At 45.8% G+C, this 25,424-nt stretch carries 28 protein-coding genes and 1 tRNA gene; 11 read left to right on the top strand and 18 right to left on the bottom strand.

Annotated features, from left to right (window positions below; genetic code table 11):
* Positions 1-2: 2 nt before the first annotated feature.
* From D1627_RS14920 to D1627_RS14880, 9 genes are all read left to right on the top strand, one after another.
* Positions 3-1,070, top strand: coding sequence for an asparaginase (locus D1627_RS14920; protein ID WP_119433081.1), 1,068 nt, complete (start codon positions 3-5; stop codon positions 1,068-1,070).
* A gap of 70 nt (positions 1,071-1,140) precedes the next feature.
* A tRNA-Ser gene (locus D1627_RS14915) sits at positions 1,141-1,228 on the top strand.
* Positions 1,229-1,363: 135 nt separating this feature from the next.
* Positions 1,364-2,011, top strand: coding sequence for a DNA alkylation repair protein (locus D1627_RS14910; protein WP_119433080.1), 648 nt, complete (start codon positions 1,364-1,366; stop codon positions 2,009-2,011).
* A gap of 325 nt (positions 2,012-2,336) precedes the next feature.
* Positions 2,337-2,876, top strand: a complete 540-nt coding sequence (locus D1627_RS14905) for an RNA polymerase sigma factor (RefSeq protein WP_119433079.1) — start codon at positions 2,337-2,339, stop codon at positions 2,874-2,876.
* Between the two features lie 31 nt (positions 2,877-2,907).
* Positions 2,908-3,183, top strand: coding sequence for a hypothetical protein (locus D1627_RS14900; RefSeq protein WP_119433078.1), 276 nt, complete (start codon positions 2,908-2,910; stop codon positions 3,181-3,183).
* On the top strand, positions 3,176-3,655 hold the full coding sequence (locus D1627_RS14895; RefSeq protein ID WP_119433077.1) for a periplasmic heavy metal sensor: 480 nt from the start codon (positions 3,176-3,178) through the stop codon (positions 3,653-3,655). Before D1627_RS14900 ends, D1627_RS14895 begins: the two co-directional genes overlap by 8 nt.
* A 112-nt stretch (positions 3,656-3,767) precedes the next feature.
* Positions 3,768-4,553 carry a YHYH protein gene (locus D1627_RS14890; RefSeq protein ID WP_119433076.1) on the top strand — a complete coding sequence of 262 codons (786 nt, stop codon included), beginning with the start codon at positions 3,768-3,770 and terminating at the stop codon, positions 4,551-4,553.
* Positions 4,525-5,172 (top strand): toxin-antitoxin system YwqK family antitoxin, encoded by a 648-nt coding sequence (locus D1627_RS14885; protein ID WP_119433075.1) that lies wholly within the window; start codon positions 4,525-4,527, stop codon positions 5,170-5,172. The genes D1627_RS14890 and D1627_RS14885 overlap by 29 nt, the downstream gene beginning before the upstream one ends.
* A gap of 95 nt (positions 5,173-5,267) precedes the next feature.
* The gene (locus D1627_RS14880; RefSeq protein WP_233555649.1) at positions 5,268-6,101 is read left to right on the top strand and encodes an SCO family protein; all 834 of its coding nucleotides are present in this window, start codon (positions 5,268-5,270) and stop codon (positions 6,099-6,101) included.
* 420 nt (positions 6,102-6,521) lie between these two features.
* On the opposite strand, the gene D1627_RS14875 is transcribed toward D1627_RS14880, so the two are convergent.
* The 3 genes from D1627_RS14875 to D1627_RS14865 all read right to left on the bottom strand — a co-directional run bounded on the left by D1627_RS14875 (position 6,522) and on the right by D1627_RS14865 (position 7,576).
* Positions 6,522-6,980 (bottom strand): cold-shock protein, encoded by a 459-nt coding sequence (locus D1627_RS14875; RefSeq protein WP_119433073.1) that lies wholly within the window; start codon positions 6,978-6,980, stop codon positions 6,522-6,524.
* Positions 6,981-7,036: 56 nt separating this feature from the next.
* Positions 7,037-7,264 carry a hypothetical protein gene (locus D1627_RS14870; protein ID WP_119433072.1) on the bottom strand — a complete coding sequence of 76 codons (228 nt, stop codon included), beginning with the start codon at positions 7,262-7,264 and terminating at the stop codon, positions 7,037-7,039.
* Positions 7,265-7,384: 120 nt separating this feature from the next.
* On the bottom strand, positions 7,385-7,576 hold the full coding sequence (locus D1627_RS14865) for a cold-shock protein (RefSeq protein ID WP_119433071.1): 192 nt from the start codon (positions 7,574-7,576) through the stop codon (positions 7,385-7,387).
* A gap of 553 nt (positions 7,577-8,129) precedes the next feature.
* Between D1627_RS14865 and D1627_RS14860 the strand changes: the two genes are divergently transcribed.
* Positions 8,130-10,841 carry a cation-transporting P-type ATPase gene (locus D1627_RS14860; RefSeq protein WP_119433070.1) on the top strand — a complete coding sequence of 904 codons (2,712 nt, stop codon included), beginning with the start codon at positions 8,130-8,132 and terminating at the stop codon, positions 10,839-10,841.
* Positions 10,842-11,496: 655 nt separating this feature from the next.
* Here D1627_RS14860 and D1627_RS14855 read toward each other — a convergent pair.
* From D1627_RS14855 to D1627_RS14800, 12 genes are all read right to left on the bottom strand, one after another.
* Positions 11,497-12,417 carry a sterol desaturase family protein gene (locus tag D1627_RS14855; protein ID WP_119433069.1) on the bottom strand — a complete coding sequence of 307 codons (921 nt, stop codon included), beginning with the start codon at positions 12,415-12,417 and terminating at the stop codon, positions 11,497-11,499.
* Positions 12,418-12,438: 21 nt separating this feature from the next.
* Positions 12,439-12,879, bottom strand: a complete 441-nt coding sequence (locus D1627_RS14850) for a rhodanese-like domain-containing protein (protein WP_119433068.1) — start codon at positions 12,877-12,879, stop codon at positions 12,439-12,441.
* 81 nt (positions 12,880-12,960) lie between these two features.
* Positions 12,961-13,584 (bottom strand): TlpA disulfide reductase family protein, encoded by a 624-nt coding sequence (locus D1627_RS14845; protein WP_119433067.1) that lies wholly within the window; start codon positions 13,582-13,584, stop codon positions 12,961-12,963.
* Positions 13,585-13,626: 42 nt separating this feature from the next.
* On the bottom strand, positions 13,627-14,511 hold the full coding sequence (locus tag D1627_RS14840; RefSeq protein WP_119433066.1) for a DsrE family protein: 885 nt from the start codon (positions 14,509-14,511) through the stop codon (positions 13,627-13,629).
* A 129-nt stretch (positions 14,512-14,640) separates the two neighbouring features.
* The gene (locus tag D1627_RS14835) at positions 14,641-15,006 is read right to left on the bottom strand and encodes a hypothetical protein (RefSeq protein ID WP_158607193.1); all 366 of its coding nucleotides are present in this window, start codon (positions 15,004-15,006) and stop codon (positions 14,641-14,643) included.
* Positions 15,007-15,201: 195 nt separating this feature from the next.
* Positions 15,202-15,381: a hypothetical protein gene (locus D1627_RS14830; protein WP_119433064.1), complete on the bottom strand. Its 180-nt coding sequence runs from the start codon at positions 15,379-15,381 to the stop codon at positions 15,202-15,204.
* Positions 15,382-15,503: 122 nt separating this feature from the next.
* Positions 15,504-15,917 (bottom strand): YeeE/YedE family protein, encoded by a 414-nt coding sequence (locus D1627_RS14825; RefSeq protein ID WP_119433063.1) that lies wholly within the window; start codon positions 15,915-15,917, stop codon positions 15,504-15,506.
* 50 nt (positions 15,918-15,967) lie between these two features.
* Positions 15,968-16,525 carry a YeeE/YedE family protein gene (locus D1627_RS14820; protein ID WP_119433062.1) on the bottom strand — a complete coding sequence of 186 codons (558 nt, stop codon included), beginning with the start codon at positions 16,523-16,525 and terminating at the stop codon, positions 15,968-15,970.
* A 92-nt stretch (positions 16,526-16,617) separates the two neighbouring features.
* On the bottom strand, positions 16,618-16,944 hold the full coding sequence (locus tag D1627_RS14815) for a rhodanese-like domain-containing protein (RefSeq protein ID WP_119433061.1): 327 nt from the start codon (positions 16,942-16,944) through the stop codon (positions 16,618-16,620).
* Positions 16,945-17,039: 95 nt separating this feature from the next.
* Positions 17,040-17,888 (bottom strand): sulfite exporter TauE/SafE family protein, encoded by an 849-nt coding sequence (locus D1627_RS14810; RefSeq protein WP_119433060.1) that lies wholly within the window; start codon positions 17,886-17,888, stop codon positions 17,040-17,042.
* 490 nt (positions 17,889-18,378) lie between these two features.
* Positions 18,379-19,026 carry a Crp/Fnr family transcriptional regulator gene (locus tag D1627_RS14805; protein WP_119433059.1) on the bottom strand — a complete coding sequence of 216 codons (648 nt, stop codon included), beginning with the start codon at positions 19,024-19,026 and terminating at the stop codon, positions 18,379-18,381.
* A 117-nt stretch (positions 19,027-19,143) separates the two neighbouring features.
* Entirely contained in the window at positions 19,144-20,493 is a 1,350-nt protein-coding gene (locus D1627_RS14800; RefSeq protein ID WP_119433058.1) for an MBL fold metallo-hydrolase, read from the bottom strand.
* A gap of 261 nt (positions 20,494-20,754) precedes the next feature.
* On the opposite strand from D1627_RS14800, the gene D1627_RS14795 reads away from it, so the two are divergent.
* Positions 20,755-21,360, top strand: a complete 606-nt coding sequence (locus tag D1627_RS14795) for a MarC family protein (RefSeq protein WP_119433057.1) — start codon at positions 20,755-20,757, stop codon at positions 21,358-21,360.
* A 53-nt stretch (positions 21,361-21,413) separates the two neighbouring features.
* On the opposite strand, the gene D1627_RS14790 is transcribed toward D1627_RS14795, so the two are convergent.
* From D1627_RS14790 to D1627_RS14780, 3 genes are read right to left on the bottom strand one after another with little or no spacing between them, the layout of a single operon-like run.
* The gene (locus tag D1627_RS14790; protein ID WP_119433056.1) at positions 21,414-22,292 is read right to left on the bottom strand and encodes a universal stress protein; all 879 of its coding nucleotides are present in this window, start codon (positions 22,290-22,292) and stop codon (positions 21,414-21,416) included.
* 20 nt (positions 22,293-22,312) lie between these two features.
* Positions 22,313-23,950 (bottom strand): BCCT family transporter, encoded by a 1,638-nt coding sequence (locus tag D1627_RS14785; protein WP_199688446.1) that lies wholly within the window; start codon positions 23,948-23,950, stop codon positions 22,313-22,315.
* 19 nt (positions 23,951-23,969) lie between these two features.
* Positions 23,970-25,097 (bottom strand): hypothetical protein, encoded by a 1,128-nt coding sequence (locus D1627_RS14780; protein ID WP_233555648.1) that lies wholly within the window; start codon positions 25,095-25,097, stop codon positions 23,970-23,972.
* Positions 25,098-25,424: the final 327 nt, after the last annotated feature.

Here is a 25,424-nt window from a genome sequence, read left to right as displayed (position 1 = left end):
TAATGAATGTTGTAAAAGTAGATATAGAAACCGCTGCGCCGCTGCACCCGGAGGCATCCATACTTATCATTTACACCGGTGGCACCGTAGGGATGGTGTTTGATGAGAAGGAAAAGCACCTGGTGCCTTTTAATTTTTCCCAGATTCTGGACCACGTGCCCGAGCTTCGGCAGTTTAACTACCTGGTTACGGTGCTTAACATTGAGCCCGCCATAGATTCATCGAATGTATCGGTGCAGGACTGGCTGATGCTGGCCCGTCTGATTGAGGATAACTATGCGAAGTATGACGGCTTTGTGGTGCTGCATGGCACCGACACCATGGCCTATTCTGCCTCCGCGATGAGTTACTTGCTGGAAAACCTGCAAAAGCCGGTTATTTTTACGGGAGCGCAGGTGCCAATAGGCCGTATCCGGACGGATGCCCGCGAGAACCTGATCACGGCTTTGCAGATTGCCGCCACCAAGCGCAACGGCCAGAGCGTTGTGCCCGAGGTATGCATCTACTTCCGTAACCTGCTACTGCGCGGTAACCGCTCCACAAAGGTGGAGAGCAGTCATTTCGATGCCTTTAAGTCTGATAACTACCCGCCGCTTGCAGAAACCGGCATCGACATAGAGTATAGCTACGAGAACATTCTGCCACCAAGCCAGCTGCCATTTAAAGTGCACCATGTGCTAAACGACAATGTGGCCATCCTGAAGCTTTTCCCGGGGATAACGCCGGCAGTTGTACGCAGCATACTGCAGGCCCCGGACCTGAAAGGGCTTGTGCTGGAAACATTCGGCTCAGGAAATGCGCCTACTATGCCGTGGTTTCTGGAGCTTTTAAAAGAGGCTGTTTCCAGGGAAGTGTTGGTGTTAAACGTATCGCAGTGCGATGAAGGCCGCGTGGACCAAGGGCGCTATGAAACAAGCAAGTACTTACTAAACATGGGGGTTATTGGCGGAGCCGACATCACCACAGAAGCTGCCATTTCTAAACTAATGTTTGTGCTGGGCCAGAGTATAAGCCACCAGGAGCGAATTGGGTTGCTGCAACAGAACCTGCGCGGTGAGATAACTATTTAGATATTGTGAAAGTATAAACGACTCATACTTGCAGATGTAAAACAGAAAAGCGTATATTTGCACCACAATTAGAGAGTTGTCCGAGTGGTCGAAGGAGCACGCCTGGAAAGTGTGTATACCCCAAAAGGGTATCAAGGGTTCGAATCCCTTACTCTCTGCCGGTAGCGATACCAAAATTAACTAAAAGCCTGCAAATAAATAGTTTGCAGGCTTTTTTTGTTTCTTCTAGTTAGCATGTCAGGTTTACTAAGGTAGAAAAGGCTTAGAAGCGAAATATTGATGAAAGAAAGACGATGACAGCAACAGAGTTCATTGAAACCTTAAAAATGATTAGCCAAGAATATCCAAAAGCTATTCCGAAAAGGGAGATTTTTTCATTAGCAAAAGAATTTCAGTATATGACAGTACTAGAGGTAGTTAAGCTGATTAAAAATAAAGATGCTGATTGCCGACTTGGAGCTGTTTCGATTTTGGACTGGAAAGCGCGAAACAAGAAAACAACAACATTAGAGAAGAGTGAAATTTACCGCGCCTATATAGAAAATCATACATACATCGATGACTGGGGAATGGTAGATAGAGCAGCACCTTATGTAGTTGGCGGTTATCTGTACGACAAGGACAAGAACCCGCTCTATAAGCTAGCAAAATCCACTGCACCAATGGAACGTAGAACTGCTATTGTAAGTACTTATTTCTTCATTAGAAAAAATGAAATTGAGGATACATTCAAGATTGCGGAACTGCTAGTAAATGACACCGAACATTTTGTACAGACCGCTGTAGGCAGCTGGATACGAGAAGCAGGTAAAAGAGATGAAGACAGATTGAAAGCCTTTTTGAATAAATATGCTGCAACTATGCCGAGAGTAACTCTAAGATTGGCAATTGAAAAATTTAACCCCCAGTTGCGTAAACACTATTTAAGCATTGCTAATTAGCTACTGTAAATAAGAAATTGCTTCAACATCAAAGTAATGTCCAGGTATTTATCCAAAGGGGCATGCAACGCGCTGATTTCAGACTGACAAGTGTTGTGCCGTCCTTTAATGTATTGAAGAGTAACTGCCATACCTCATCCGGTTTAACGGAAGCCTCCCAATTATATTAATCCTCAACTATAGTAGCGCCAGTCGTGGGCCGATTTTCTGTCCAATAATAATTATCCCCGGTAATCACATACTGGTTCTTGAAAAAGCTCAGAATCCCGTTGATTTTGTATACTTTGGCTCTTCCTTAAAACTATAAAACAGCGCTATACTACCAATGACAAGCAAAGCGGAATTTGAGGCTATTTACAGCGAATACAAAAGCCTTGTCTTCAACGTTTGCCTGCATTACGTTTTGAACAGAGAGGACGCCCAGGACCTGGCGCAGGAAGTTTTCGTGAAGGTCTATCATCACCTGGATCAATACAATTCGGAGACCGCCTCCCTTAAAACCTGGATTTACCGCATCGCCATTAACCAATCGCTCGATTTTCTGAAAGCGAAAAAGAGGAAAAAGCGGTTTGGGTTTATTTCCTCTCTTTTCGAGCCCGAGTCCGACGAGTTGGCGCATGATGTGGCCAAGGTCAGCCACCCCGGTGTGCCCTTGGAAGAGCAGGAGAGCATGGAGGAGCTTTTGCAGATTATTTACGCCTTGCCCGATAAGCAGAAAACAGCCATTATTTTAGCGAAGATCGAGGATAGGCCCCAAAAGGAAGTGGCCGAGATCATGGATACCAGCGTGAAGGCTGTGGAGTCGCTGCTGCAGCGTGCCAAGCAGACAATCGAGAAAAAATTGAAAGACAGCGAAGGATTTTAAGATATAGGTCGTACTAATTATTTTAAATGCTATGGACATCGACAAGAAACTGGATTCACTGAAAAGGATACAACCCGTGGATCCGCCCTCGTTTTTGTATACCCGCATCCTGGCGCGCATCGAGTCAGCCGGCAGCCTCCCGGCACCCTTTGCCTGGAGGTGGGCTTTTGCTGCGGTATTTATCCTACTGCTTTCGCTAAACTTTTCTGTCCTGCTCAAGACTTCCGATAACCTAACCAGCCCGGGTATCGAAGAAGTGGTCTTGGCAATGGATTTAACTACTTCAAACGACTTCTACCGTGAGTAAATTAAAGTTACTAAGTATAGCTGCGATTGGTTTATTAGTGTTGAACCTTTTCCTGGTCGGATTTTTATTCTTCCGTCATAACCCGCACCCGACAGGAGGGCGGCCCCCTTTTGCACAGGAAGGGCCTAGGCACCAGATCATCGAGCAACTGCACTTGGATGAGGCACAAGTACAGCAGTATGAGGCGCTCATTGACGAGCACAAAAGGGCTATCCAGGATTTGAATGACCAAGTGAGGGAAACAAAAAGCGAGCTTTATCTAACATTGGCGGAAGGAAACGCCAGCTCTAAAGACTCACTTATCAAGGAGTTGGGGAGCTTGCAGCAAGAGATCGAAACAGTGCACTACAATCATTTCGTTTCCCTCAGGAAGCTTTGCAAACCTGACCAATTAAGGTATTTCGAGACCCTGACAACGAACCTCGCGGATTATTTTGACCAGGCAAGAACGGCTCCTAGACGGCCTGAATAGCTAACTGCCACTACACAGAGCTGCCATCAAAAATTAAATTTAAAAAATAGCGGGTCAACCGAAGGATTGATTCGAAAAGGTAGTATTCATCTGTATAACAAATCATACACTGATGAAAAACCTCCGTAAACCCTTTACCCTGACACTTGGCGTGAGCGCCCTGGCCATTGTCCTACTTGTCTCCTGCGATACCAACGACAACGATGAAGCAGCACCCACCACAACTGCTTCAGCCGGAACTGTTTCGATAGCCAATGCCATCAGTTCGAATTTCAAAAGTGCAGTCACCGTTACGGTAGGCACAAACAGTATCGTGCTGAAATCAAACGGAGTTCCGGACCACGTGAGTCCCTATTGGGGAAGTGGGCATGCTTTGTATGAGGCGCCCACGCTGGATGGGCAAACGGTGAACCCCGGTACCCTTCAGGAGCAGACATTTGTAATGACAATCCCCGTATTTCCGGCAGAGGCTGCTACCAAAGAGGCGACTTCGCTTGGGCCAATAGGTATGGCGCTGAATGGCGTGGCAATTTACAATGACCGTGAGGGTGGCAATGTTCCGGTGGATGCTGGAACCCTTAAATCGTTTGACAGGGGTGGGGCGCATAGCGGGCCAGGCGGTTTATACCACTATCACTTCAACGGTGATTTCACCTCTCTTGACGATGCCAAACTGATCGGGTTTTTAAGAGATGGCTTTCCCATTTACGGCCGTAAAGACAGTGACGGTACCTACCCCTCAAACTTAGATTCCAACGGGGGGCATACAGGCGTGACGGCTGATTTCTCAACGCCCATCTATCATTACCATACCTCGAATGTCAGCTACCTGGATTCGCGGTTTTATATTCTAAAGGCAGGCAGTTACAATGGCACAAAAGGCACCTTCACGTTTTAGCGTTTTCCCATACAGCCTGTTTCTCGTTCTGATGTTTTGCCTGAGCTGCGCAGATGATAAAAAAGAAGAGATTGCTGTTACTTTCGAGGAAGTGGATACCGCTGAAATTCCTGCGGATACAGTTGCTGCTGTTGCACCAGGGCTGGCTCTGAATAACGGTGTTTACTTTTTCCATGATAAGCCCTTTTCAGGGTTTATCGTGGAGAAGTATGAAAGCGGGGCCTTGAAATCTGTCGGCTCCTATTACCAGGGTATGCAACATGGCCTCACCAAAACCTATTATCCCAACGGCAACCAGAAAGACGTCAGAAGCTACCGGGGGAATGTGGGCTATGGCCGGCATTATGGGTATTGGGAGAACGGAAACATGCGGTTCGATTTCACTTATTACCATGACAAGCGCGAAGGACTGCAAAAGCAATGGTATGAAAGCGGCAGCCCATACGCCTTTCTGAATTTTAAAGACGACCAGGAACACGGAATGCAACAGGCCTGGCGCGAAAACGGAAAACCATACATCAACTACGAAGCCAGGGATGGCTTTCGGTACGGCCTGCAAAAATCCGCCTTGTGCTATACCTTAAAAGATGAGGCAGTAAAACTGACAGTGCTGAAATAAGCTAAATTACGCGACCTCGGGAATTACAGAAGTTTGAATAACTTAAAATATAGTCTACAACCATTTAGGTTATTCTACTGTCAGAACAAAGCAAAATGATTCCCAGTTTTTCCGGGAGCCGCATTGTAGATTTCCGGTGCCACGCCAGTGGCAGCCGTAAGGCAGGAAATGTACACAGCGCCGAGCGGGAAAACGCGCCCCAGCAGGCGTGGAGCGCAAAGCAGGCTATAAAAGAAGGAGGTTCAAATCTTGATACCACCCCGATATCACCAAGTTCACGTTATACTTATCACAAAATATCCTATCAGATGAATCGTTTCATTATCCTCTTGTTTGCCCTTGCGTTGTTTTCCTGTCAAAAATCTGGCAGAGTGCTCCCATACTATGATTCAGCGGACTTCACACCGAAATGGGAATTGCCCGCCAACAACGAGTTTCATCAGATCCGAGCGTTTAGCCTGATTAACCAGGAAAACCAGGAATTTACAGAGGCCGACATGGAAGGCAAGATAAGCGTGGTGGATTTTTTCTTCACCTCCTGCCCGGGCATTTGCCCAAAGCTAACCAGCAGCATGACTGACTTGCAGCGTGAGTTTTTAGACATTGACGACATTCTGCTGCTCTCGCACAGCGTAACCCCAGACTACGACAATGCCGCTATTTTGAAAGAGTACGCTAGCAACCACGGGGTAAATTTTAAAAGGTGGAAGCTGTTGACCGGAGACCGAAGCGAGATTTATGACCTGGGTAGGAAATATTATTTCGTGGAGGAAGATGAGGGCTTAACTAAAGACGAAGATGTGTTTTTACATACCGAAAACTTTGTGCTCGTCGACAAGCAAAGGCATATCCGGGGTATTTACAACGGACTAGATCCCAACAGTATACAATCTCTGATAGCAGATATAAAAGAGTTGGAAAAGGAGTAATATGCTTATCAGAACCATTATGTTTCTCTTGCCACAGATTTTGGCTAGTGCTTGATTAAAGCCATTATCTAATATCATAAAATAATCAAACTAAGGTTAGCGCGTTATAAACTGCGGGGCTGTTTGACTTGTATGTAATTTGCGATATGCAGCCTATACTGGGAGTACCAGTCTCATCTCCGGTTTACGGAACAACATAAGCATACTTTAGCTGAGAATGAGAGCGTCCGAGCTATACTTGACTGGCAGAAAATATAGGGGATGCTCAACCCATTTTCTTTGGAAAGCAGCCAGAACTAAAAAAGCCGACCCATATATTGGAGCGGCTTTCTTCTTTTATACGGTAAGGCTATTATAAACGCTTGCAAAACAGACATTGCTTCAGCTAGAAGCAACGTGTACTGCAAGTGGAATGTCTGCTTAAACGATAACTTTAACGTTAACAGCGTTTAAGCCTTTAGGGCCTTGCTCTACTTCAAACGTTACTTTATCGTTTTCCTTTACTGGTCCAGACAAGTCGTTCTGGTGTACGAATATACTTTCCTGCGTGTCTTGGTCTTTAATAAAACCATACCCTTTGGAGGAGTTAAAAAAGGTGATTGAGCCTTTGCGGAGAAGGTCAGCCGGATCAAGGTCTTCCTGTCTGGAAACACCGATCTGGATGTCTTCCTGCTTAATCTCTTTCTTTTTCTTGGTAGGATCTGGTGGGGTGGAGGTGATGTTGCCGTTATCATCCACATAGGCAATCATGTCTTCAATGCCTTTTCCTTTGTTAGAAGTCGCTTTGCGGTCTTCTTTCTTCTGCTCCTTATCCTGGCGCTTCTTTAATCTTTTTTTCTCTTTTTCTTTTTTACTGAAGGTTTCCTGTGATCTACCCATATATGTGCTTGTGCTTTGATTTTATTTTTATACGTACGTGGCGGCTTTCAGAATACTTAATATCGGAACAGAAAGTTAGTACCGTTACGGATCCACTTCTCAAAGAATGAGTTATCGTTAAACTCACCCGACAGCAGGTCAGACTCTGGTGTATTATTCTCAGAGCGGCTGCTCATAAAGTTTTTCAGTTCTTCCTGGTTGTTTGGCACCCAATCCTGGCCTTTTTTAAGGGCTACACACAAGTACTCACGCGTTGTAATGTCAACTATATATTTTCTATTCATGGTGTTATGTTTTGGATCTTAAAATAAGGGTGTACCGAAGTAAAGGAGGGGCGGCGTGCAAACAAATAAAAAAGCCTTACTCGGTTGTAAGGCTTTTTGGTGAGGTGTAGTATGGTAATACTAAGAACGCTTAACGTTTACTGCGTTTAGTCCTTTTCTTCCTTCTTGCAGCTCATAAGTAACTTCATCGTTCTCTCTGATCTCGTGTACGAGGCCTGAAACGTGTACGAAGTACTCCTGATCAGAATCTGCATCTTTAATAAATCCGAATCCTTTGGAGTCGTTGTAGAATTTTACTGTTCCTTTATTCATTTTGTCTTATTATATACCTACTACAATAGCGCAGGTATAATTGTTCATTATTTTTTACAAAGTACGATAAAATTTTCACAATAATTATGCTGTTGGGAGAAAATACAGGAAATATATTTCATGTAGAGTAGAACGCTACTGTTCATAAACTACACCGGATATTGTTTTATAGGCGCACCTAGCCATACAGCGCACTGTTTATATAGTATAATCTATTCAGTTATTCGTCTGATATGCATGCGAGTCGGTAAAGTATTTCAAACACCTACCAACTATACTTCCTTAACTTTCAGAAGACTACGTGTTTTTTTCTATTAACAGATTGATGACACTGAGAAGAGGTTACTGCATGTTTTTGCGATCAACCATATTATTTTATAAGTTAAGCTTGGGAGAGCACAAATTGTCTTGAAAAACTTATCTTGTTGAATCCGTAGCAGTTAGCGATACTTTATACATAGGGATTGTATTCGCGACGATAGCTTGGCCCTAAACGTGCAGCAATACTAAGCCACAGTAGTTTCCAACTTAAACTTATCTAAACGATGTGGGTATGCAACCAATAAATAAGAATAATTGGCATAGCCTTGAGATAGCTGAGGTGGAATCTCATTTACAGGTATCGACAAGTTCTGGTCTAACAAGCGACGAAGCTGACGCTAGGCTAACACAGTACGGGCGTAACGCTATCACAGCAAGACAAGAGCAGAGTGCCTTAGTCCGGTTCCTTCTTCAGTTTAATCAGCCTCTCATTTACATACTTTTAGTAGCCACTGCTGTTACCCTGGCCCTGGGCGAGTACCTGGATGCGGTAGTCATATTTGCGGTGGTTTTCATTAATGCCGTTATTGGGTTTATACAGGAGTCAAGCGCTTTGAAGGCAATCGACGCGCTAGCCAAGGGGATGGCATTGCGGGCTCAGGTAGTTAGAAATGGTAAAAAGCAGGTTATAGATGCCCAACTGCTAGTACCTGGTGATATTGTGTTGGTGCAGTCCGGGGATAAAATACCGGCAGATATGCGGCTATTTTACGTCAGAAACATGAAAGTCGACGAGTCGGCACTAACAGGTGAATCCGTGGCTGTTGAAAAAAGCACAGAGCCAGTTTTGGCGGATGAAGTACTAGGTGACAGGTTTTGTCTTGGGTATGCCTCCACAGTGGTGACGTATGGGCAGGGTAGAGGTATTGTAGTGGCTACAGGAGATGCTACTGAGGTAGGCAAAATCCAAAAATCCATACTAAGCGCTGAGGAATTGCAAACACCTTTAACCATCAAAATAAAAAAGTTCAGCCACCTTTTACTGCAAGTTATCGTCACGCTTTCCTGTATTGTATTTGGCGTTGGCCTACTACGAGGAGAGGCAGCCGGAGAGATGTTTATGGTGGCTGTCGCGCTTGCTGTTGGCACAATTCCAGAAGGCCTACCCGTGGCAGTCACGATTATGTTATCTCTAGGCGTGTCTAAAATGGCAGCTAGGAGGGCTATAATAAGAAAGTTAGTGGCAGTGGAGACGCTGGGGAGCACCAACGTTATTTGCTCCGACAAAACGGGCACACTCACCGAAAACCAGATGACTGTTCAGGAGATATTTGCGGGTGGAGGCTATTACAAAGCGACCGGTTTAGGATATCAGCCAGTAGGAGATATATTAGCAGGCGATGCAGCTTTGGATCCTAACCAGAACCAGGCCCTTATAATGTGCTTAAACGCTGGGATGCTGTGCAACGAAAGTATTTTAAGGCAACAAGACGACCGATGGGTAATTGATGGCGACCCAACCGAAGGTGCTGTGCTGGTTGCAGCCCGTAAACTAGGACTTCAAGAAGACTCCTTATTGCAAGAATTTCCACGTATCGATACAATTCCTTTTGAATCTGAATACCAATACATGGCAACATTGCACGCGGCTGCAAAACCTGTCATCTTTATAAAAGGCTCTATAGAGGCAGTGTTAACACGTTGCGCGTATGCAATGGAGCCCAACGGCTCAGCGGGCATGATAGATAAGGAGAGTATAAGCGCAGAGGTAGACCGCATGGCTGCTCTTGGGTTGCGTGTTTTGGCCTTTGCTGTGCTTGAACCATCAGAGAGTACGAGTACGCTTCAGCATACTTCTGTATCTAATAACCTTACATTTTTGGGATTACAGGGAATGATAGACCCACCCCGCAAAGAAGCCATCGAAGCAGTGAAGTTATGCCAAAAAGCAGGAATCGATGTTAAAATGATTACTGGAGACCATGCTGTAACAGCCTCGACTATAGCAGGGCAGATAGGCTTGCAAGGAAGCTCCAAGGATGGGAAACTAGTAGCGGTCACAGGTAAAGACATTCAGTCAATGGATGATCAAGAGGTAGAAGAGCTGGTTGTGCATACTGCTGTATTTGCCCGGGTCGCTCCTGAGCAGAAATTAAGGCTGGTAAAATCACTCCAAGCCCGTGGAAAGGTAGTTGCCATGACTGGGGACGGCGTGAACGATGGCCCTGCCTTAAAGCAGGCAAATATTGGCATTGCAATGGGTATTACGGGAACTGACGTGGCAAAAGACGCAGCGGATATGGTGCTTACAGATGATAATTTCTCATCGATAGAAGGCGCTGTGGAAGAAGGTCGTGCCGTTTATGATAACCTGACTAAATTTATTGTCTGGACCTTACCAACGAACTTAGGAGAGGGGTTAGTAATCTTGGCTGCCATTGCTATTGGAGCGAGCCTACCTATCCAACCGGTTCAAATCCTCTGGATAAACATGACCACAGCAGTGTTCCTGGGCTTAATGCTTGCATTTGAGCCAAAGGAGCCAGATATCATGAACCGACCCCCGCGCCCTGTTAACCTGCCTATCTTAGGCTATGAGTTAATAATGCGAACGCTTTTGGTTGGATCGCTACTATTGATTGCATCCTTCGGCTTGTACCTCTATGAAAGGCGTGTGGTTGGAGCTAATATGGCAGAGGCGCAAACGGTAGCAACCACTGTATTTATAGTTTTGGAATCGGCTTACCTTTTGAATTGTCGCTCACTTATCAGACCTATGCGCCAAATAGGTTATTTCTCTAATCCATGGGTATATTACGGTATACTGGCTATGTTGGCATCTCAAATGATCTTTATCTACGTCCCTTTTATGAACCAACTCTTTCACTCTAGCCCGATTGGCTTCTTGTCGTGGATGCGAATTGCCGGGGCAGGTGTTTTGCTGTTCACTATTGTATCGATTGAAAAACTTATCCGGCTGAAAGTGGCGAATGGCAAAAGCTAAGTTAGTTTGCTACATTCTGTAAGAAAATAAACCACTTGATGAGATATCATATACTAAACTGCTTTGCCTATCTGGTTATTCAGATGATTAAAACAACCTTGCTTACAAAGTATGCCATATTCTCATCAGAAACTTTCTATTAAGTGTTAACTAGTTATGCGATGCCTAGAAGTAAGCTTAAAGCACAAATGACAGCAGCATAAATTGGGGCTGTAGGTAAGGTCGAGGATCAGCATTACCTACGGCTTTTAAATATAGTTCTCCCTGTTAAAGTGCAGCACTCAAAACAAATCATTTTTACTTTGCTGCAATAATCGGCTTGAACGGACCAAACTTATACTTCTCTTCGCTAAAAACACTTAGCTGTTTAGCGGAAGGCTGGGATATAAAACTGAGAAATAGAAACGACCCATTATTATACCCGGATTGCAGATAGGAACAGGTTCCTGTTTCCGCGGGAGTGAGGAATCGAGCCTTTTTACACCTTTCTGCTCAGAGAGCGCTTGGAGGGTGAGCCTCGTGAAGAATTTCCAGTTTAAAAGGCCATAGTGGAAATACCTCTCATTGGAGGGGCAGGGGTAGGTTTTTACATTGAAGTAAACCTTAATTTTAGCTATAAAAGAAGAGAGTAGCCATACCCGGCTGCTCTCTTCTTTTATGCTGTTTCCCGTTTTGGATTACTTACAGCTTCGGGTTTAGGCCTAACTTCCAAATTCTCCCGAAAGGGGTATAACTGCTGCTCCAGAAACGACTTCGGATAGTGTTCCACTTCATCAAACCCAAGCTCGATATCACGTCCATCTTCAGGCTCGTAAGCAGTTCCGAACAGGTAATCCCAAACGCTTAGCGTAATGCCATAGTTTGCACCGTAACGCCGTGGCATATGCTTGGCATGGTGCCAGATATGCATCTGCGGGTTGTTGAACAAAAAGCGGAATGGACCTAGAGGAACCTTAAAGTTTGAGTGGTTAAAATGCCCCACTGCCGTGGCGAAAATGTGCACCAGGAAGAAGTCTTGAATGCCAAAGCCGATCATGGCCAGCGGAATGTACTCAAGGGTGCGGTATACCACCGTTTCACCCCAATGGAAGCGCAGGTGAGCAGCAAAACCCATCTGCTGTACCGAGTGGTGCACCTTATGGAAATTCCACAGGAACTCGAAGCGGTGTAGCAGGCGGTGTACGTTCCATTGTATAAAGTCACGTACAATGAACAAGGTTAGTAACTGCGCCCATACCGGCCACGACTGCACCTCGAAAGCCACGAGGTTGGTAATCCCAAACAGGCCCAAGAAATCGTTGAAAGCCTCAACTCCTACATTAGAAACTGCATTGAAACCAACGAGCGAGAACAGGAAAAAGTTAAAGAACATGTAAAAGCCATCGAGCCAGAAATCAATGCGAATCTTTGCCTGATGCTGCCGCCAGGGGGCAATGATCTCCAGTAGCCAGAAAAACAGCGACAAGCCGATCAGCCAATAGAAGTAGTTGCCCCAGCTCGGGTTTAAAATTTCATTCCACAGGTAATTCCCGTAATCTGAGAAAGACCTAAAAAAGGTATTCCAGTATTTTTCCATACTATTATCGCTTATAAGGGATTACTTTACAGGCACGCCCGCACTCTTAAGCGCCATAAAACCTTCTGTGGCATCGTATACCTTATTAAAGCCCATTTTATTCATGGCTTGCACTGCCTGGTTGCTTCGGCCACCCACAGCACAATAAACTAGGTAGGTTTTGGTTTTATCGAGTTCTTGCAGGCGCTGTTCAAAGCTCTGGTCATAGATGTTTAGCAGTTGCGCTTTTTCAAGGTGTCCTGCTTCAAACTCTTCCGGTGTGCGTACATCCAACACTATAATTTCGGGCTGCTGCGCCAGCAAGCTTTTTGCAATGTGGCTGCCTACGCTTTGCACGGCTGCTGCCTGGCCAATTTCCGACTGGGTTATGGCACTGTCGGTAGCCTCCGTGTTTGTGTCGGTAGCAGAATTACAAGAGGCGAAGAGCATAACAATGCCTAAAAATAGCGTGTTTCGTTGCATATGTGCTTATTTGTAAGTGAATCTCAAATATTAATAGCATATGCCGACAGCTGGTTTGCCACCGGCATACGTGTTTCAGGTTTACTTAACCATACCTTGCAGAAAGTCGCGAACCTCCTGCGTGTCATATTCTGCCATACCTTCCTGTTTGCCTACAATCTTGCCTTCTGGTGAAATGATAAAAGTAGTAGGGATAGCATTGGAATAAAACTCCTGCGGCAGCTGGCTTGTAGGCATGTATACTGGCAGGGTAAAGCCTTTCTTGTCAATAAATTTCTGGACTTTTTCCACGCCGCCTTCGTCCACTGAAAGCATCACGAACGCTATTTTGTCCGAGCCGATTTTGTCGTATAAGCTTTGGATGTTGGGCATTTCGGCGATGCAAGGCGGGCACCAGGTAGCCCAGATGTTCAGGAAAACTACTTTGCCTTTCAGGCTTTCAAAACTGACGGTTTTGCCATCGAGGGTACGCATTTTAAAGCCCGCGCCAGCCATACTTGATCCGCTGGATTCGGTTGGGGTTGTAGTATTTGCAGGTATAGTCTCTTCAGTTACATTTGCTTTCTTAATACCAGTCGCCAATAACAGGCGTTGCACCTGCCCGATAGCCTCTGTATGAAGTCCGGTAAAATATAAAGTTGCGAACACAGCTAGCATAACGGCCCATCCGGGTATGTTTTTGATTGAAAATTTCTTCTTTTCCATGATATTTTATCTTTCTGATTTAGATTATCTTTTTTGTAATAATTACAACTCTACGGTGTGGTAACCTTGCAACTGTAAATCGAACATATGCGTGAGGCCGTTTGGTACAACCTCCACGCCGTCCACTAACATGCTTTTATCGAGCTCAAATTTTTTCATCGACATGCCACAAACACGGTAGGTTACGCCAGCTTTTCTGCCTGCATCAATTGCTTCGGCCATGTCGCCGCCTTTTACAAAAGCCTCTACCGATTTGCCACATGCCATAATCACGAAATTCTCGCGCTTGTAAGTGCTTTCGGCGGTGATGGTTCCAGCGGTATTAACGGCGGCTTTCAGGTGGCTGGGCTGGCTGATGAGCACAGCGTACTTATGTGCCGCAAGCGCTTGGCTCTGTGCAGCCAATGCCTGTGTTGCCGAAGACGTTGTAGCGCAAGAGCTAAATACACCGACCAAACTAAGTGCCAGTACTGCGCCTAGCTTTTCTTTGCTCATTGGCACTATTTGTCTGCTGTTTTGGCGCAAAACCTGATCTAGGCCAAAGTATAAAGCGCCGTTCAGGCTAAAGAAAACCAAGGAGCCTGCAATGGCAATGTTTTTAAACATTGGCCCAAGCCCCTCTGGGTTGGTTAGCTGCACGGTTACGGTGATAGGTACAAGTATAGCTAAAAGCAGCAGTGCGGCCAACCTTGTTTTAAAGCCCAGAAGCAGGGCTACGCCACCAAGGAGCAAACCGGTACCAGAAAGTATAACAAGCGTTTCTGCGGGTGCCATCCAAGTGGCAAGTTGGCTTAACTCGGATTGCTGTAGGCGCGCAGCTGCACCAGCAGTATGCACTAGGTGGTTAAAACCGGCAGCTATAAATATAAAGCTGCTCATGATACGAAGCACTAAAAATGAGAGCTTCTGATAAAAAGAAGTATCCATAAAGGGGTATAAAATTAATCTTAAGTTGATTTTAATGCGCTAAGGCGGCATGTGCACGCATGTTCACGGGCAAAGCACAAGCATACCTGGCCAAAGTAAGTTGACCTGTTAAGAGGCTGATTAAAAGACTTAAGCTAATTTTGGGGGCTCCGGATCTATCTTAAGTTCAGGAGAAAGGTAAGTGAGGCTAGCAGGGGTGCCTATTTCGCGCAATTGCAGTGGGTGCCACATAGTATAGCTTGCCTGCGGAGAAATAACGGCAAATACCTGCTGACTGCAATCAGAGGCAAAATTTGCGCCTGGCATTTGCTCAGAATGCGTTTGGTGCTTAAGGCACTTTCTAGCGCAGGTTGGCTTTACAGGGCGCTTGGTAGCACAGCTGGTTTTTACACTACGCTGCTCCATACCCAGCACGCGCTGTGCATAGCTGCCATTTTTTGGCAGTACAAACAGCAGGAGCAAAGTACTCATAAATAAAAGCAGGTAGTTTTTCATATGCTTAATAAACATCGCCACGCTGGCAAAGCAGTGGTAACTTGATGCGAATGGTTTTATAACACAATTAAGCCACTTTTGATTTCACGGACGAAGTATAAATCCGCTGAATGCCCGTTGGTAAACATACAAAACCAAGCGATGCGATGCAACTTGGCAACACTGCTGGCTTTGCCAGAGCTGCTTTACAGTGAATCACATTCGTGGCTCGCAAAGTATACCTGCGCCAATGGTAAATACAGCCGTACTTAGCAAAACAGCCTCCAGCCCAAACAGGTTGCTGAACATATCTGTGGCTGTGGCTCCTGCTACATACCCAAAATCACGCCAGAACCTAAAAATGCCCGTGCTTTGTGGCTGCTGGCTGAGGTGCATGTTTTCGGAGACTATCGTTAAAAAGTTAGGGTAAACCAGCGCTGTGCCAGCCCCTTGTAGGACTATGGCTGTTACTATGAGCCAACAAACGAAAACCCCAAATTACTATGACTTGCACCAGCTTAGTGAGGGAGCTTATCGCGCAGCACACCATATAGGTAAGTGCCAATTAAAGCGCCTACTATGGCAACTAAGATGGCCCAGTAGCCATACCCCAGGTTCACGAACATCGGTCCCGGGCAAGCGCCTGTCAGGGCCCAGCCCAATCCGAAGATGGTACCCCCGATAAGGTAACGCGGAACTGATTTCTCCTTTGGCGTGAAGATGATCGGGTTGCCCTGATAATCCTTCATGTTAAACTTCTTGATCAAGTAGGTAGCGATGGCTCCCAGTACAACGGCTGTTCCAATGATACCATACATATGGAAGGCCTGGAATCGGAACATCTCCTGAATTCTGTACCATGAGATCGCCTCCGATTTACTCATCACGATGCCAAACAAAATGCCGGCTATTATATATTTTAATCCTTTCACGGTAATGCTGTTTCTTGTTAATGAATAATTGCTTTAGCGCGCTGCTGTTCTTATAAAATGAACGGCAACAGCAGGTGTGTCATGATCAGGCCACCAATGAAGAAACCGATAACGGCGATCAACGATGGCAACTGCAGGTTAGACAAACCGCTGATGGCGTGGCCCGACGTACAACCACCAGCATAGCGCGATCCAAAACCGATCATGAAACCACCGATCAACATGATCAGGAAGCCTTTAACGGTAAAGAGTGCCTCTAAACTGAAGAGCTCGTTTGGCTGCAGATCATCCGGTGCCGACATACCCAATGCCTTTAAGTCCTGGATTGTTTCCTGCGAGATTTGTACGACGTCGCCATTAGATAAGAACTCAGAAGAGATCCATCCGCCCAGTACGGCACCCACCACAAATAGCAGGTTCCAGGTCTGAGAGCGCCAGTCAAAATCAAAGAATTTCGTGGTTTTGCCCGCACCGCAGGCTGCGCATATCACGCGCAGGTTAGACGAAAAGCCAAACGATTTACCAAAAAACAGGAGGATCACCATTACAAAAGCAATCAGGATTCCTGAAGTATACCACGGCCAAGGCTGGCTAAGTAATTCTAACATGTTATTCTATTCTAAATTAAGGTGTGTAATGTTAAGGTATCTATAAACAGGCAGTTTGATGTTCTGTTCATGCCCAAGCTAGCTACTTATAATTATCTGGGCCAGGCACCAACGCCACCCATCAGGTTGTTTGCCTTAAATCCTTGGTCTGCCAGTAGCTTGCAGGCAGAGCCACTGCGGTTGCCGCTGCGGCAAAAGACGAAGTATTCCTTGTTCTTGTCGAGCTTGCTTAGGGCAGCTTGAAACTGTCCAGACAGGAAGTCGAGGTTCTTAGAGCCAGGAATGGTACCTGACGCAAGCTCACCTGCAGTGCGCACATCCAGCAGCTCGGCATTATCAGCCTTCTCAAATGCTGCTTTAAATGCCTTTCCGTTAAGATCGTTATAATTCTTCGGGGTTGATTTGAATAAGTTAAACATGATGTTACCTCCCTATAATTAAGTGCTTACATTCTATACTATGCAAAGATGGTGAAAAGCACTCGGCCGTTCAGTGACTTATGTCACGCAGTGCCTTAAGCAAAGAAAACTTCCTTCACGATGATGTAAATACCCATTACCAAAACAAACCAGCCGAATGCAGTTTTAAGCTTATCGGCATGTATTTTTGTGGAGAGGAAAGATCCCAGAAAAATACCGGCAATCGAAATGGATGAAAAGATAGCCAGAAACGGCCAGTCGATGTTGTAGTTGTAAACATCACCGATAAAGCCCAGTAACGATTTTGCGGCAATGATGAGCAACGAGGTGCCCACAGCCATTTTCATATCCAGCTTACTAAAAAGCACTAAAGCAGGTATAATTAGAAAGCCGCCGCCTGCACCAACTAGCCCAGTGAGCGTGCCCACTACCATGCCTTCGGCCAAAATGCCGCCGTAATTAAACTTCGGCTTAGGGTGTGGTGCATCCGGGTTTTCATGTGCCACATCAATATCGGTATCAGCATTGTCGTCGATGCTTTCGGCGGGCTTTTTCTTCTGAATCATACTGATGGAGGCAAACACCATTAACCCTGCAAACAATAGCATCAGCAAAACGCCTTTGGTTACCATAAAACCGCCAACCTCGAAGATTTCTTCAGGAATGGCCGGCACGATGTAACGGCGCGTGGTATAGACGGCCACAATGGCAGGCAAACCGAATACAACCGCTGTCTTTAAACTTACTAGTCCTTTTTTATAGAACCTGTAGCTGCCCACCAGGCTTGTGAGCCCTACAATAAAAAGAGAGTAAGCCGTGGAGATAACTGGCGTTAGGCCAAGCAGGTAAACCAATACAGGCACGGTCAGGATGGAGCCTCCGCCTCCGATTAGCCCCAGCGAAAGCCCAATAATAAGTGCTGCAATGTATCCAAGAATTTCCATAGTATATGCGGTTAAGGGTATGTGCTGCTACAAGTATACTTAAAGTATGCTGGTAGTTCAGTGACAGTTGTTACAGTTGATGGTGATATAAAGTTATGTTTATCTGTCACTCGCGTTCGGGACTTTACAAGTGCAAAGTTTATAGTGTGTTTTGCACGCTCCACGCCCGAGAGGCCACCAAAATACTTCGGGATGAACCGGGTGCTCATTAGCCTCTGGGCACCGCAACATCCCAAGGCCCCTCACCTAAAACTTGTTAAATCCTTGCTTTTACCATGTGCAATTCTACCTCATGCATTTCACATTCTTAACCAAAGGCTATTAACGCAGCCTAATCATCCTGAAAGGATGTATGAGCTTAAAAGTATAACCTTACTTCTTGCTTAGAATTAGTCTGTTAGCATCAAGTTCATGCTGAGCACAGTGTTCACCTCTTTCCGGGATGGTAGCTTATACTTAGAAAGAATGGTTACGAGTAGGGCATTCCCTTTTAAAACAGCTCCAGGTCATGCACCTCGATATAGTTGCGGTGCAGAGTGATGGCTTTGGTTTGCTCCAGTTTTTTTAACAGGCGAGAGATTACTTCGCGGGAGCTGTTAAGCTCAGTGGCGATCTGCTGGTGCGAGAGCCGGATTTCCTCGCCGCTTACCTGCACATGGCGTTTTAGGTAAAAAACCAGGCGTTCGTCAAGGGCTTTAAAAGCGATGCTGTCCAGGGTTTGCAACAGCTCCTCGAAGCGCTGGCGGTAAGAGGCGATCACAAAGTTATGCCAGCTCTTAAACTTGCTCAGCCATAGCTCAGTAAGGTGCTGCGGCACAAGTATTATCTCGGAAGGCAACACGGCCTTTACCATAATCTGGCTTTTTTCGTCTCGGGCAGTGCACATCATAGACAAAGCGCATGCATTGCCTGGCTCCAAGTAATACATCAGGAACTCGTTGCCCTCATCGTCCTCGCGGTATACCTTCAGGAGCCCGCCAAGCAGCAAAATAGTGGAGCGAATGTACTGCCCGGTCCGCAGTATTTCATCGCCTTCTTCGATATGCTTTATAGTGCTTTGTGCTAAAATCTCGCCAAGGAGAGCTTGCTCAAATTGCGGGAACTGCTTTACAATGTTGTCTTTCAGGTTGGTGTCCATTGGGTAGGAAAAACGGTGTGAATTTAAATTGGCCCAAGGTGATAGGAGCCAAGCCTATTGAAAATGCCGAAGCAGGCCCAAAATTGCGCCTGCTTCGGTTATAACTATTGGCTGCTGTTAGTGCGAGCCGTTCTTAAACTCATTCACGGCCTCGCTTAAATCCAGAACCTTAGCTTGGGGCAGCGCAGCTTCCACAATACTGCTGCCAGCTGCCGAGCGATAGCCGCCTGCGCAATGCACTACTACCGGCTTATCAGTTGGTATCTCCTGGGCGCGACCTCTCAGTTCTGGCAACGGAATATTTATCGCGCTATCGAAAAACTTGTTTTCTTTAACTTCTGAAGCATTTCGGATGTCTACAATTGTATAATCTTCGGGATGCTTTTTGAAATCTTCCAGATCCAGGGGTGGGGTAGAGGTTGTTGGTTTGCTATCCAGTACGAATGCTCCTTTTATCAATTGTTCGTATCCGATTTTAGCAGCTTTCTCGATCAGTTCATCAAGCTCTTTCTCAGTTTGAGCAATCAGGTAGAAAGACTCTTTCGGATCAACAATACTTCCCAGCCAGGTTTCGAACTTGCCGCCGTTCTGTATATTTATGGCCCCTTTGTAATGCCCCTGTTTAAATACTTTTTCGTTACGGGCATCCACTACAATGGCGTCAGCTTCAGGCTCAAAGTTCTTGGCAAGCTTCTTTACCTTTTCTATACTTTGGTGGTAATTTGGTGCGCCTTGCTTATTCAGGGATACATCATAGCTAAAGTATTTAGGAATAAAGGGTTGGTCTGCTGTCAGGATTTTAACAAACTCTTCCTCGCTCATTTGCTGCAGGGCATAGTTGCCATTTTTTTCAGCGCCAATGGTGCTACTATTTGCCTCGCTTAAGGCTTTTCCGCAGAGGGTGCCTGCGCCGTGGGCCGGGTACACTACTACGTCATCTGCCAGTTTCATGAGTTTATCGCGGGTGCTGTGGTACATCTGGCGAGCAAGCTCTTCACGCTTAGCAGTAATGTTACCGGCGCTTTCGCGTAAGTCTGGTCGGCCCACATCGCCAATAAAGAGGGTGTCACCTGTGAAGACGGCTTTGTCCTTGCCTTCATGTTCCAGCACAATGCTTATGCCATCCGGCGAGTGGCCAGGCGTATGCAACGACTTCAACTTAATGTCTCCTATTGCTAACTCCTCGCCTTCATCAAGCGCTTTATGCGGGTAATCAGCGCCAACCATGCTATGGGCATATATTGTGGCTCCGGTTTTCTCGTGTATTTCTAGGTGCGAGCTTACAAAGTCGGCATGCGGGTGCGTTTCTATAACGCCTACAATAGCCGCGTTATGGGCAGCTGCAAACTCGTAGTAAGGCTGCGGGTCGCGTGCCGGGTCTATGAGTACAACTTTACCCGATTGCTCATCTAAAATGGCATAGCCGTAGTGCGCCAATCCTTTGTCTTCAAACTGTTGTATTTTCATGCTGCTTATCTTTTTGTCGTTTATACTATACTACCTGATATTATTCAGGTTACGATACAAAGGTATGGCTTGGTGTACGCGGTGTCAGTGATGTTTGTCACATAGGAAGGTAGTTATATGTACTTTTCAAACATTAAATTCCAATACTTCCATGGCCAGCCATCCTTTATAAAAATGCACTTCAGGTTAGGTTTATACTTTAGCAATATCTTACGGCCTTTTGTGCCGTAACAAGTAAAGCACGAAACATACTTCTGATCTATGATAGCAGCGATATTCAGCTTTTTAGTGATGCTTAACCCGTTTGCCCTGTTTTTATACTTAAAGCCTGTAATGAACGACCTATCGGACACTGACTTTCGGGCTGTTTTTCTAAAAGCCAGTCTGATATCCTTTTCAATCTTTATTGTTTTCCTGCTATTCGGGGATGTGGTTTTCCAAAAGGTGTTCCGGATAAATTTCGAGTCGTTCCGGATTTTTGGTGGAGTAGTGCTGTTCTCGCTGGCCTATATTTTTATTGTGCAGGGCAAGAAAGCCTTCATACAGATTAAGGGCGACCTGCACGATTTAGCTTCTGAGATAGCCATGCCTTTTATGGTAGGGGCAGGCACCATCTCCCTTACAATTTTAATGGCTGAAGAGTTAAAACTCTGGGAGGGCGTGGTGGCGCTGGTGATAATTATGCTGGTAAACTTTGTGGTGATCATGGGGTTAAAGTATATCAGAAAAAGCACTCGCTCCAGAAAAGTGCAGGTAGCCTTTGATAAAAACATGGAACTGCTGCTGCGCATCAACGGTTTTTTTGTGGGCGCCATCGGCATCGATATGATCGTGACAGGCATTACAAACCTGTTTGCAGCAACATAAGTATAGGCAGCAACTTTTAATCGCTGCCGCCTACACAATTATATATAGTATACTTATTGTTTGATCACATCTTCAGAGTATACCATCCAGATCGGGATATTCAGATCCATATTGTATAGCTCGGTTGGTACGCTGCCTAGGCTTAAAGAAGGAACAGGGTTATGCCCTTTCAGCCCGAGAACCAGCAAATCGTGATTGCCTTTCTCCAGTTGCATGGTTATGCGTTCGGCAATACTTTTACCGGCTGCCCGCACCAGGGTATACGGCACGCCGGCAATCTCTTGGTGGCGCTTTTGCAAATCACTGAACTTCTCCTTTACCACTTCCTCGGCCTTACGTATGGCTTTTTCCTCCGAGATGAGCGGGAAATATTGCGTAGGGAGCTTATATACATGCAGAATATCCAACGAAAGGCCCAACTGGTCTGTAAGTGATTTACTTAGGCGGAGCGCATGCACTGAGGCATCGGAAAAATCTATCGGGGTGAGCACTTTGGCGATATTAAAGTTAGCTGTCTCCGGAAACACGAGTACGCTGCATGGCAGAATACGGAGCAGCTTGGTGCCCAGGGCCCCGGTGCTTTTATCGCTCATCCTTTTCCCGATGAGTGTTAGCTTAATTGTATAGCGTTTTACAAGCTCGGCAAGTATAACTTCGGTGTTCGGCTCTTCGCTGACGAGTATTTCGTGGTCAGCGGCATTTTGGAAGTGCTCGTTTACGATATCAGAGATATTGCCTTCTATCTCGTTACCCAAATCCACATCCCCGAAAAACTCCCTAAAGTCATCGCTGAGCTCCGAGGATTTAATATTGTGCACGAAATACACCTTTTTAACCGGCAGGCGCTCGCAGATAGAGCGGGAAAAGGCTACCAGCGTTTCATCTATGTCGCTTAGGTCCAGGCAGACCATCATGGAATCAATTGCAATCATTTTTTGATGTGGTTAAGCGGTTAATCCTTGCTTTGTTCTGCGGCTTTGGCTTCGTGTTTGGTAGCCCGTTTAGCCAACATTTCAGCTATCAGTTGCTGGTAGTTTTTGCGTTGCTGCGCTTTGCCAAGTTTATTCTCCTCTTCCAGCTCCTCACTCAAGCCCCTGTAGAGGCTGTAACACATAATTAAAAGTATAAGCGCGAAGGGCAGCCCTGTTAAAATTACAGCCGTTTGCAGGGCTTGCAAGCCGCCACCTAAAAGCAGAACCGCCGCCACGGCACCCTCGGCCAGCGCCCAGAAAATACGGATGCCCACCGGAGAATCTGCCCTGCCGCCTGAGGTTAAACTATCCACTACCAGCGAGCCTGAGTCGGAAGAGGTAACAAAGAAGCCTGCAACCAAAATAATTCCTATGACAGAAAGTATAGTAGAGAAGGGGAGTTGCTCGAAGAACACAAACAGGGCAGTAGACACGTCATCTGCCACTGCTAGTGCCACGGCATCATTTCCACCCAGCACCTCGCGCAGGGCAGTGCTGCCAAACACGGTCATCCACAGGAAAGAAAGCAAGGACGGTACAATTAGTACCCCAAGCACAAATTCTCGGATAGTTCGGCCTTTGGATACACGCGCAATAAAGATGCCCACAAATGGCGCCCATGAAATCCACCAAGCCCAGTAAAACACTGTCCAGCCACCTTGCCAGTTTCCGGAGGAGTATGCTTCGTTCCAGAAAGAGAGCTGCATGAAGTTGCCTATATATGACCCGGTATTTTGCACGTAAGAGCCAAGTATGAACACCGTTGGGCCAAGAAACAAAACTGCCAACAGGATCACCAGAGCAATGCGCACATTCCATTCACTCAAAATCCGCACACCTTTGTCGACGCCTGTTACTACAGATATAGTGGCAATACCGGTTATGCCTGCAATTAACATTACTTGGGTATAAATATCGCTGGCAATACCAGGGAAGACATGGTGCAGTCCAGCTGCTACCTGCTTTACGCCCAATCCCAAAGATGTTGCCAAACCAAACAGCGTGGCTATTACGGCAAGAACGTCTATCACATCACCAATTCTGCCGTGTATGCGCTCACCAAGAAATGGGTAGAAAACTGAACGTATGGTAAGCGGCAGCTTGCGGCTATAAGTAAAGTACGCTAGCGACAAACCAACTAAGGCATAAATAGCCCACGCATGCAATCCCCAATGCAAGAAAGTGAAATTCATGGCTTGCCTTGCCGCAGCAGGCGTGCCAGCCTCGCCAAGGGGCGGTGTCTGGAAGTGGTTAATAGGCTCCGCTATACTCCAAAATAAAAGCCCTATACCCATACCGGCACTAAACAGCATCGCAAACCATGACGAGGTGCTGAACTCTGGTTTGGCATCTTTTCCGCCCAGGCGTATGTGGCTAAACTTGCCAAAGGCCATGTACAGACAAAAAACCACAAACACATTTACGCTAAGTATAAACAGCCAGCCCATGTTGGAGGTAACTGCTTGTTGGGCGCTGCTAAAAAATGTCTCGGCATCTTTCCTGAACACCAGCACCAATGTTATGCTTATAATAAGGATTATGATGGAAGACCAGAATACGGGGCCATTAACCTCCAGCCCCAGCGATTTCTTGGTATCACTTCTTGCTACTTTACTCATTATCTAAGTTTTTATCGAATCAGAAATAGTATCCCATGTTAATATTAAAGCGCAGGTGCCAGTCTGTGTCGCCTGGTGTGCCTGCAGTGAAGGCATTGGTCCATTCAGGCCCAAGCCAGGGTTGGTTATAACCAAAGGCCGCATCTGTGTAGATATACATTGACCCCGCCGAGAACAGGGCTCCCAATACGTTCATGTGCGAATTCTCGAACCCGCTGACACGTTTATTATAATAGCCGTAGTTGTCGTAAAATGTAATGCCTTGCAGTAGGCGTGTATCTATAGGTAGGTGGTAGGCTAGACTTGCAGTGTAAACTTCTCCTTTGTTAGCTACATTGTAATTTGCGCCGTAGGCCCCCATTTCCACAAAATTCAAATCATTGTCCGAAGCATACTTCGGGTTAATGCGGTAGAGCATAGCCTGAAGCTTAACATTCCAAGGGCTGTTTACTGACTTATACTCATAATGTACAGCGCCTGCGTGCCTGGTGCCATTACGCTCAGTATCGAGGTTGTATAACAGGCCGCCTTGTAGTGAGGCGCCAATTTCGTGCTGAAGGCTGTCGCCCAATCGGTTTATGATTTTAAAGTCGAGTTGGTTGTTTTCCTTATTGCGCCCAGTCACGTCGTAAGAGTAGCGGTTCGGACTTGCTTCTGATGAACCAAACACCAAATCTTCGGCACTTTTATAATAAGCAGCCTGCCATTGCCATCTTCCATTATCGTGGATATACTTAACACCCATATCATGGTCATCCTCGAAGCCTATATAATAAGTCATGTTAAAGAACCAGTTATTGGAGTTGTATTGCTGAATGCCGAAAGGCACTTGGTTAAGGCCAACCTGAATTTGAGAGATATCAGAGAAATCATGCTGAAACCAGCCTTGCTTAAGGAAGCCTCCACCAAAACCTTCAGAATAATGCCTGTATTCGGCATTTAGCTTGATACCCTTGTACTCAGACTCTACATTGATACGGAGCACATCAAAGCCAAAATCACCACCACGTTCTAATTGGTCTTCTTTCCAGGTCGATAAATTATAGTTAAACCTTAATGCGCCGCCAATTTTTAGTGTGGGTTTTTCATACACATTCTCCTCAGAGTACTGTGCATAACTAAGCGAGCTAAGAAAGAGGAGAGTCATTAAAAGTAAAAGTGTTTTATACATCAGGTATGGATAAAATAATGCTTAAGGATGGATTACACTATAGTTTGGACGATGTGACCAACTAAATGTTGCTTTCAAACCTATTTAAAAGGCACAAGAGGAACAGTCAACACTTAGTAGAATAAGGATATGTTACTGAATGCGAGTAAAAAATGACGTTCTGTGTTGCAGAGAAAAAAAGTGCAAAGCAGAAGATTGAGATTAATATTAAGGAGCCCCGAAATTAATCCTGTTCATTTAGAGCGCGTTAGGCATTTATCTAAAGTTTTTTGTGCTGTGGGTGTTGCGGGGGCGGGAATTTTG

Source organism: Pontibacter oryzae, from assembly GCF_003576375.1.
GTDB classification, from domain to species: Bacteria; Bacteroidota; Bacteroidia; order Cytophagales; family Hymenobacteraceae; genus Pontibacter; species Pontibacter oryzae.
Note: the sequence above shows the minus strand (reverse complement) of the source record. Positions and strands in the feature narration are given on the sequence as shown.

Coding starts and splice junctions, on each gene's coding strand:
- D1627_RS14820 (WP_119433062.1), bottom strand. CDS start 16,525: ATGTTAGAATTACTTAGCCAGCCTTGGCCGTGGTATACTTCAGGAATC.
- D1627_RS14920 (WP_119433081.1), top strand. CDS start 3: ATGAATGTTGTAAAAGTAGATATAGAAACCGCTGCGCCGCTGCACCCG.
- D1627_RS14860 (WP_119433070.1), top strand. CDS start 8,130: ATGCAACCAATAAATAAGAATAATTGGCATAGCCTTGAGATAGCTGAG.
- D1627_RS14890 (WP_119433076.1), top strand. CDS start 3,768: ATGAAAAACCTCCGTAAACCCTTTACCCTGACACTTGGCGTGAGCGCC.
- D1627_RS14790 (WP_119433056.1), bottom strand. CDS start 22,292: ATGATTGCAATTGATTCCATGATGGTCTGCCTGGACCTAAGCGACATA.
- D1627_RS14810 (WP_119433060.1), bottom strand. CDS start 17,888: ATGGAAATTCTTGGATACATTGCAGCACTTATTATTGGGCTTTCGCTG.
- D1627_RS14830 (WP_119433064.1), bottom strand. CDS start 15,381: ATGCACCTCAGCCAGCAGCCACAAAGCACGGGCATTTTTAGGTTCTGG.
- D1627_RS14815 (WP_119433061.1), bottom strand. CDS start 16,944: ATGTTTAACTTATTCAAATCAACCCCGAAGAATTATAACGATCTTAAC.
- D1627_RS14845 (WP_119433067.1), bottom strand. CDS start 13,584: ATGGAAAAGAAGAAATTTTCAATCAAAAACATACCCGGATGGGCCGTT.
- D1627_RS14855 (WP_119433069.1), bottom strand. CDS start 12,417: ATGGAAAAATACTGGAATACCTTTTTTAGGTCTTTCTCAGATTACGGG.
- D1627_RS14850 (WP_119433068.1), bottom strand. CDS start 12,879: ATGCAACGAAACACGCTATTTTTAGGCATTGTTATGCTCTTCGCCTCT.
- D1627_RS14865 (WP_119433071.1), bottom strand. CDS start 7,576: ATGAATAAAGGAACAGTAAAATTCTACAACGACTCCAAAGGATTCGGA.
- D1627_RS14900 (WP_119433078.1), top strand. CDS start 2,908: ATGGACATCGACAAGAAACTGGATTCACTGAAAAGGATACAACCCGTG.
- D1627_RS14840 (WP_119433066.1), bottom strand. CDS start 14,511: ATGGATACTTCTTTTTATCAGAAGCTCTCATTTTTAGTGCTTCGTATC.
- D1627_RS14910 (WP_119433080.1), top strand. CDS start 1,364: ATGACAGCAACAGAGTTCATTGAAACCTTAAAAATGATTAGCCAAGAA.
- D1627_RS14805 (WP_119433059.1), bottom strand. CDS start 19,026: ATGGACACCAACCTGAAAGACAACATTGTAAAGCAGTTCCCGCAATTT.
- D1627_RS14880 (WP_233555649.1), top strand. CDS start 5,268: ATGATTCCCAGTTTTTCCGGGAGCCGCATTGTAGATTTCCGGTGCCAC.
- D1627_RS14875 (WP_119433073.1), bottom strand. CDS start 6,980: ATGGGTAGATCACAGGAAACCTTCAGTAAAAAAGAAAAAGAGAAAAAA.
- D1627_RS14885 (WP_119433075.1), top strand. CDS start 4,525: ATGGCACAAAAGGCACCTTCACGTTTTAGCGTTTTCCCATACAGCCTG.
- D1627_RS14795 (WP_119433057.1), top strand. CDS start 20,755: ATGATAGCAGCGATATTCAGCTTTTTAGTGATGCTTAACCCGTTTGCC.
- D1627_RS14800 (WP_119433058.1), bottom strand. CDS start 20,493: ATGAAAATACAACAGTTTGAAGACAAAGGATTGGCGCACTACGGCTAT.
- D1627_RS14785 (WP_199688446.1), bottom strand. CDS start 23,950: ATGAGTAAAGTAGCAAGAAGTGATACCAAGAAATCGCTGGGGCTGGAG.
- D1627_RS14905 (WP_119433079.1), top strand. CDS start 2,337: ATGACAAGCAAAGCGGAATTTGAGGCTATTTACAGCGAATACAAAAGC.
- D1627_RS14835 (WP_158607193.1), bottom strand. CDS start 15,006: ATGAAAAACTACCTGCTTTTATTTATGAGTACTTTGCTCCTGCTGTTT.
- D1627_RS14870 (WP_119433072.1), bottom strand. CDS start 7,264: ATGAATAGAAAATATATAGTTGACATTACAACGCGTGAGTACTTGTGT.
- D1627_RS14780 (WP_233555648.1), bottom strand. CDS start 25,097: ATGACTCTCCTCTTTCTTAGCTCGCTTAGTTATGCACAGTACTCTGAG.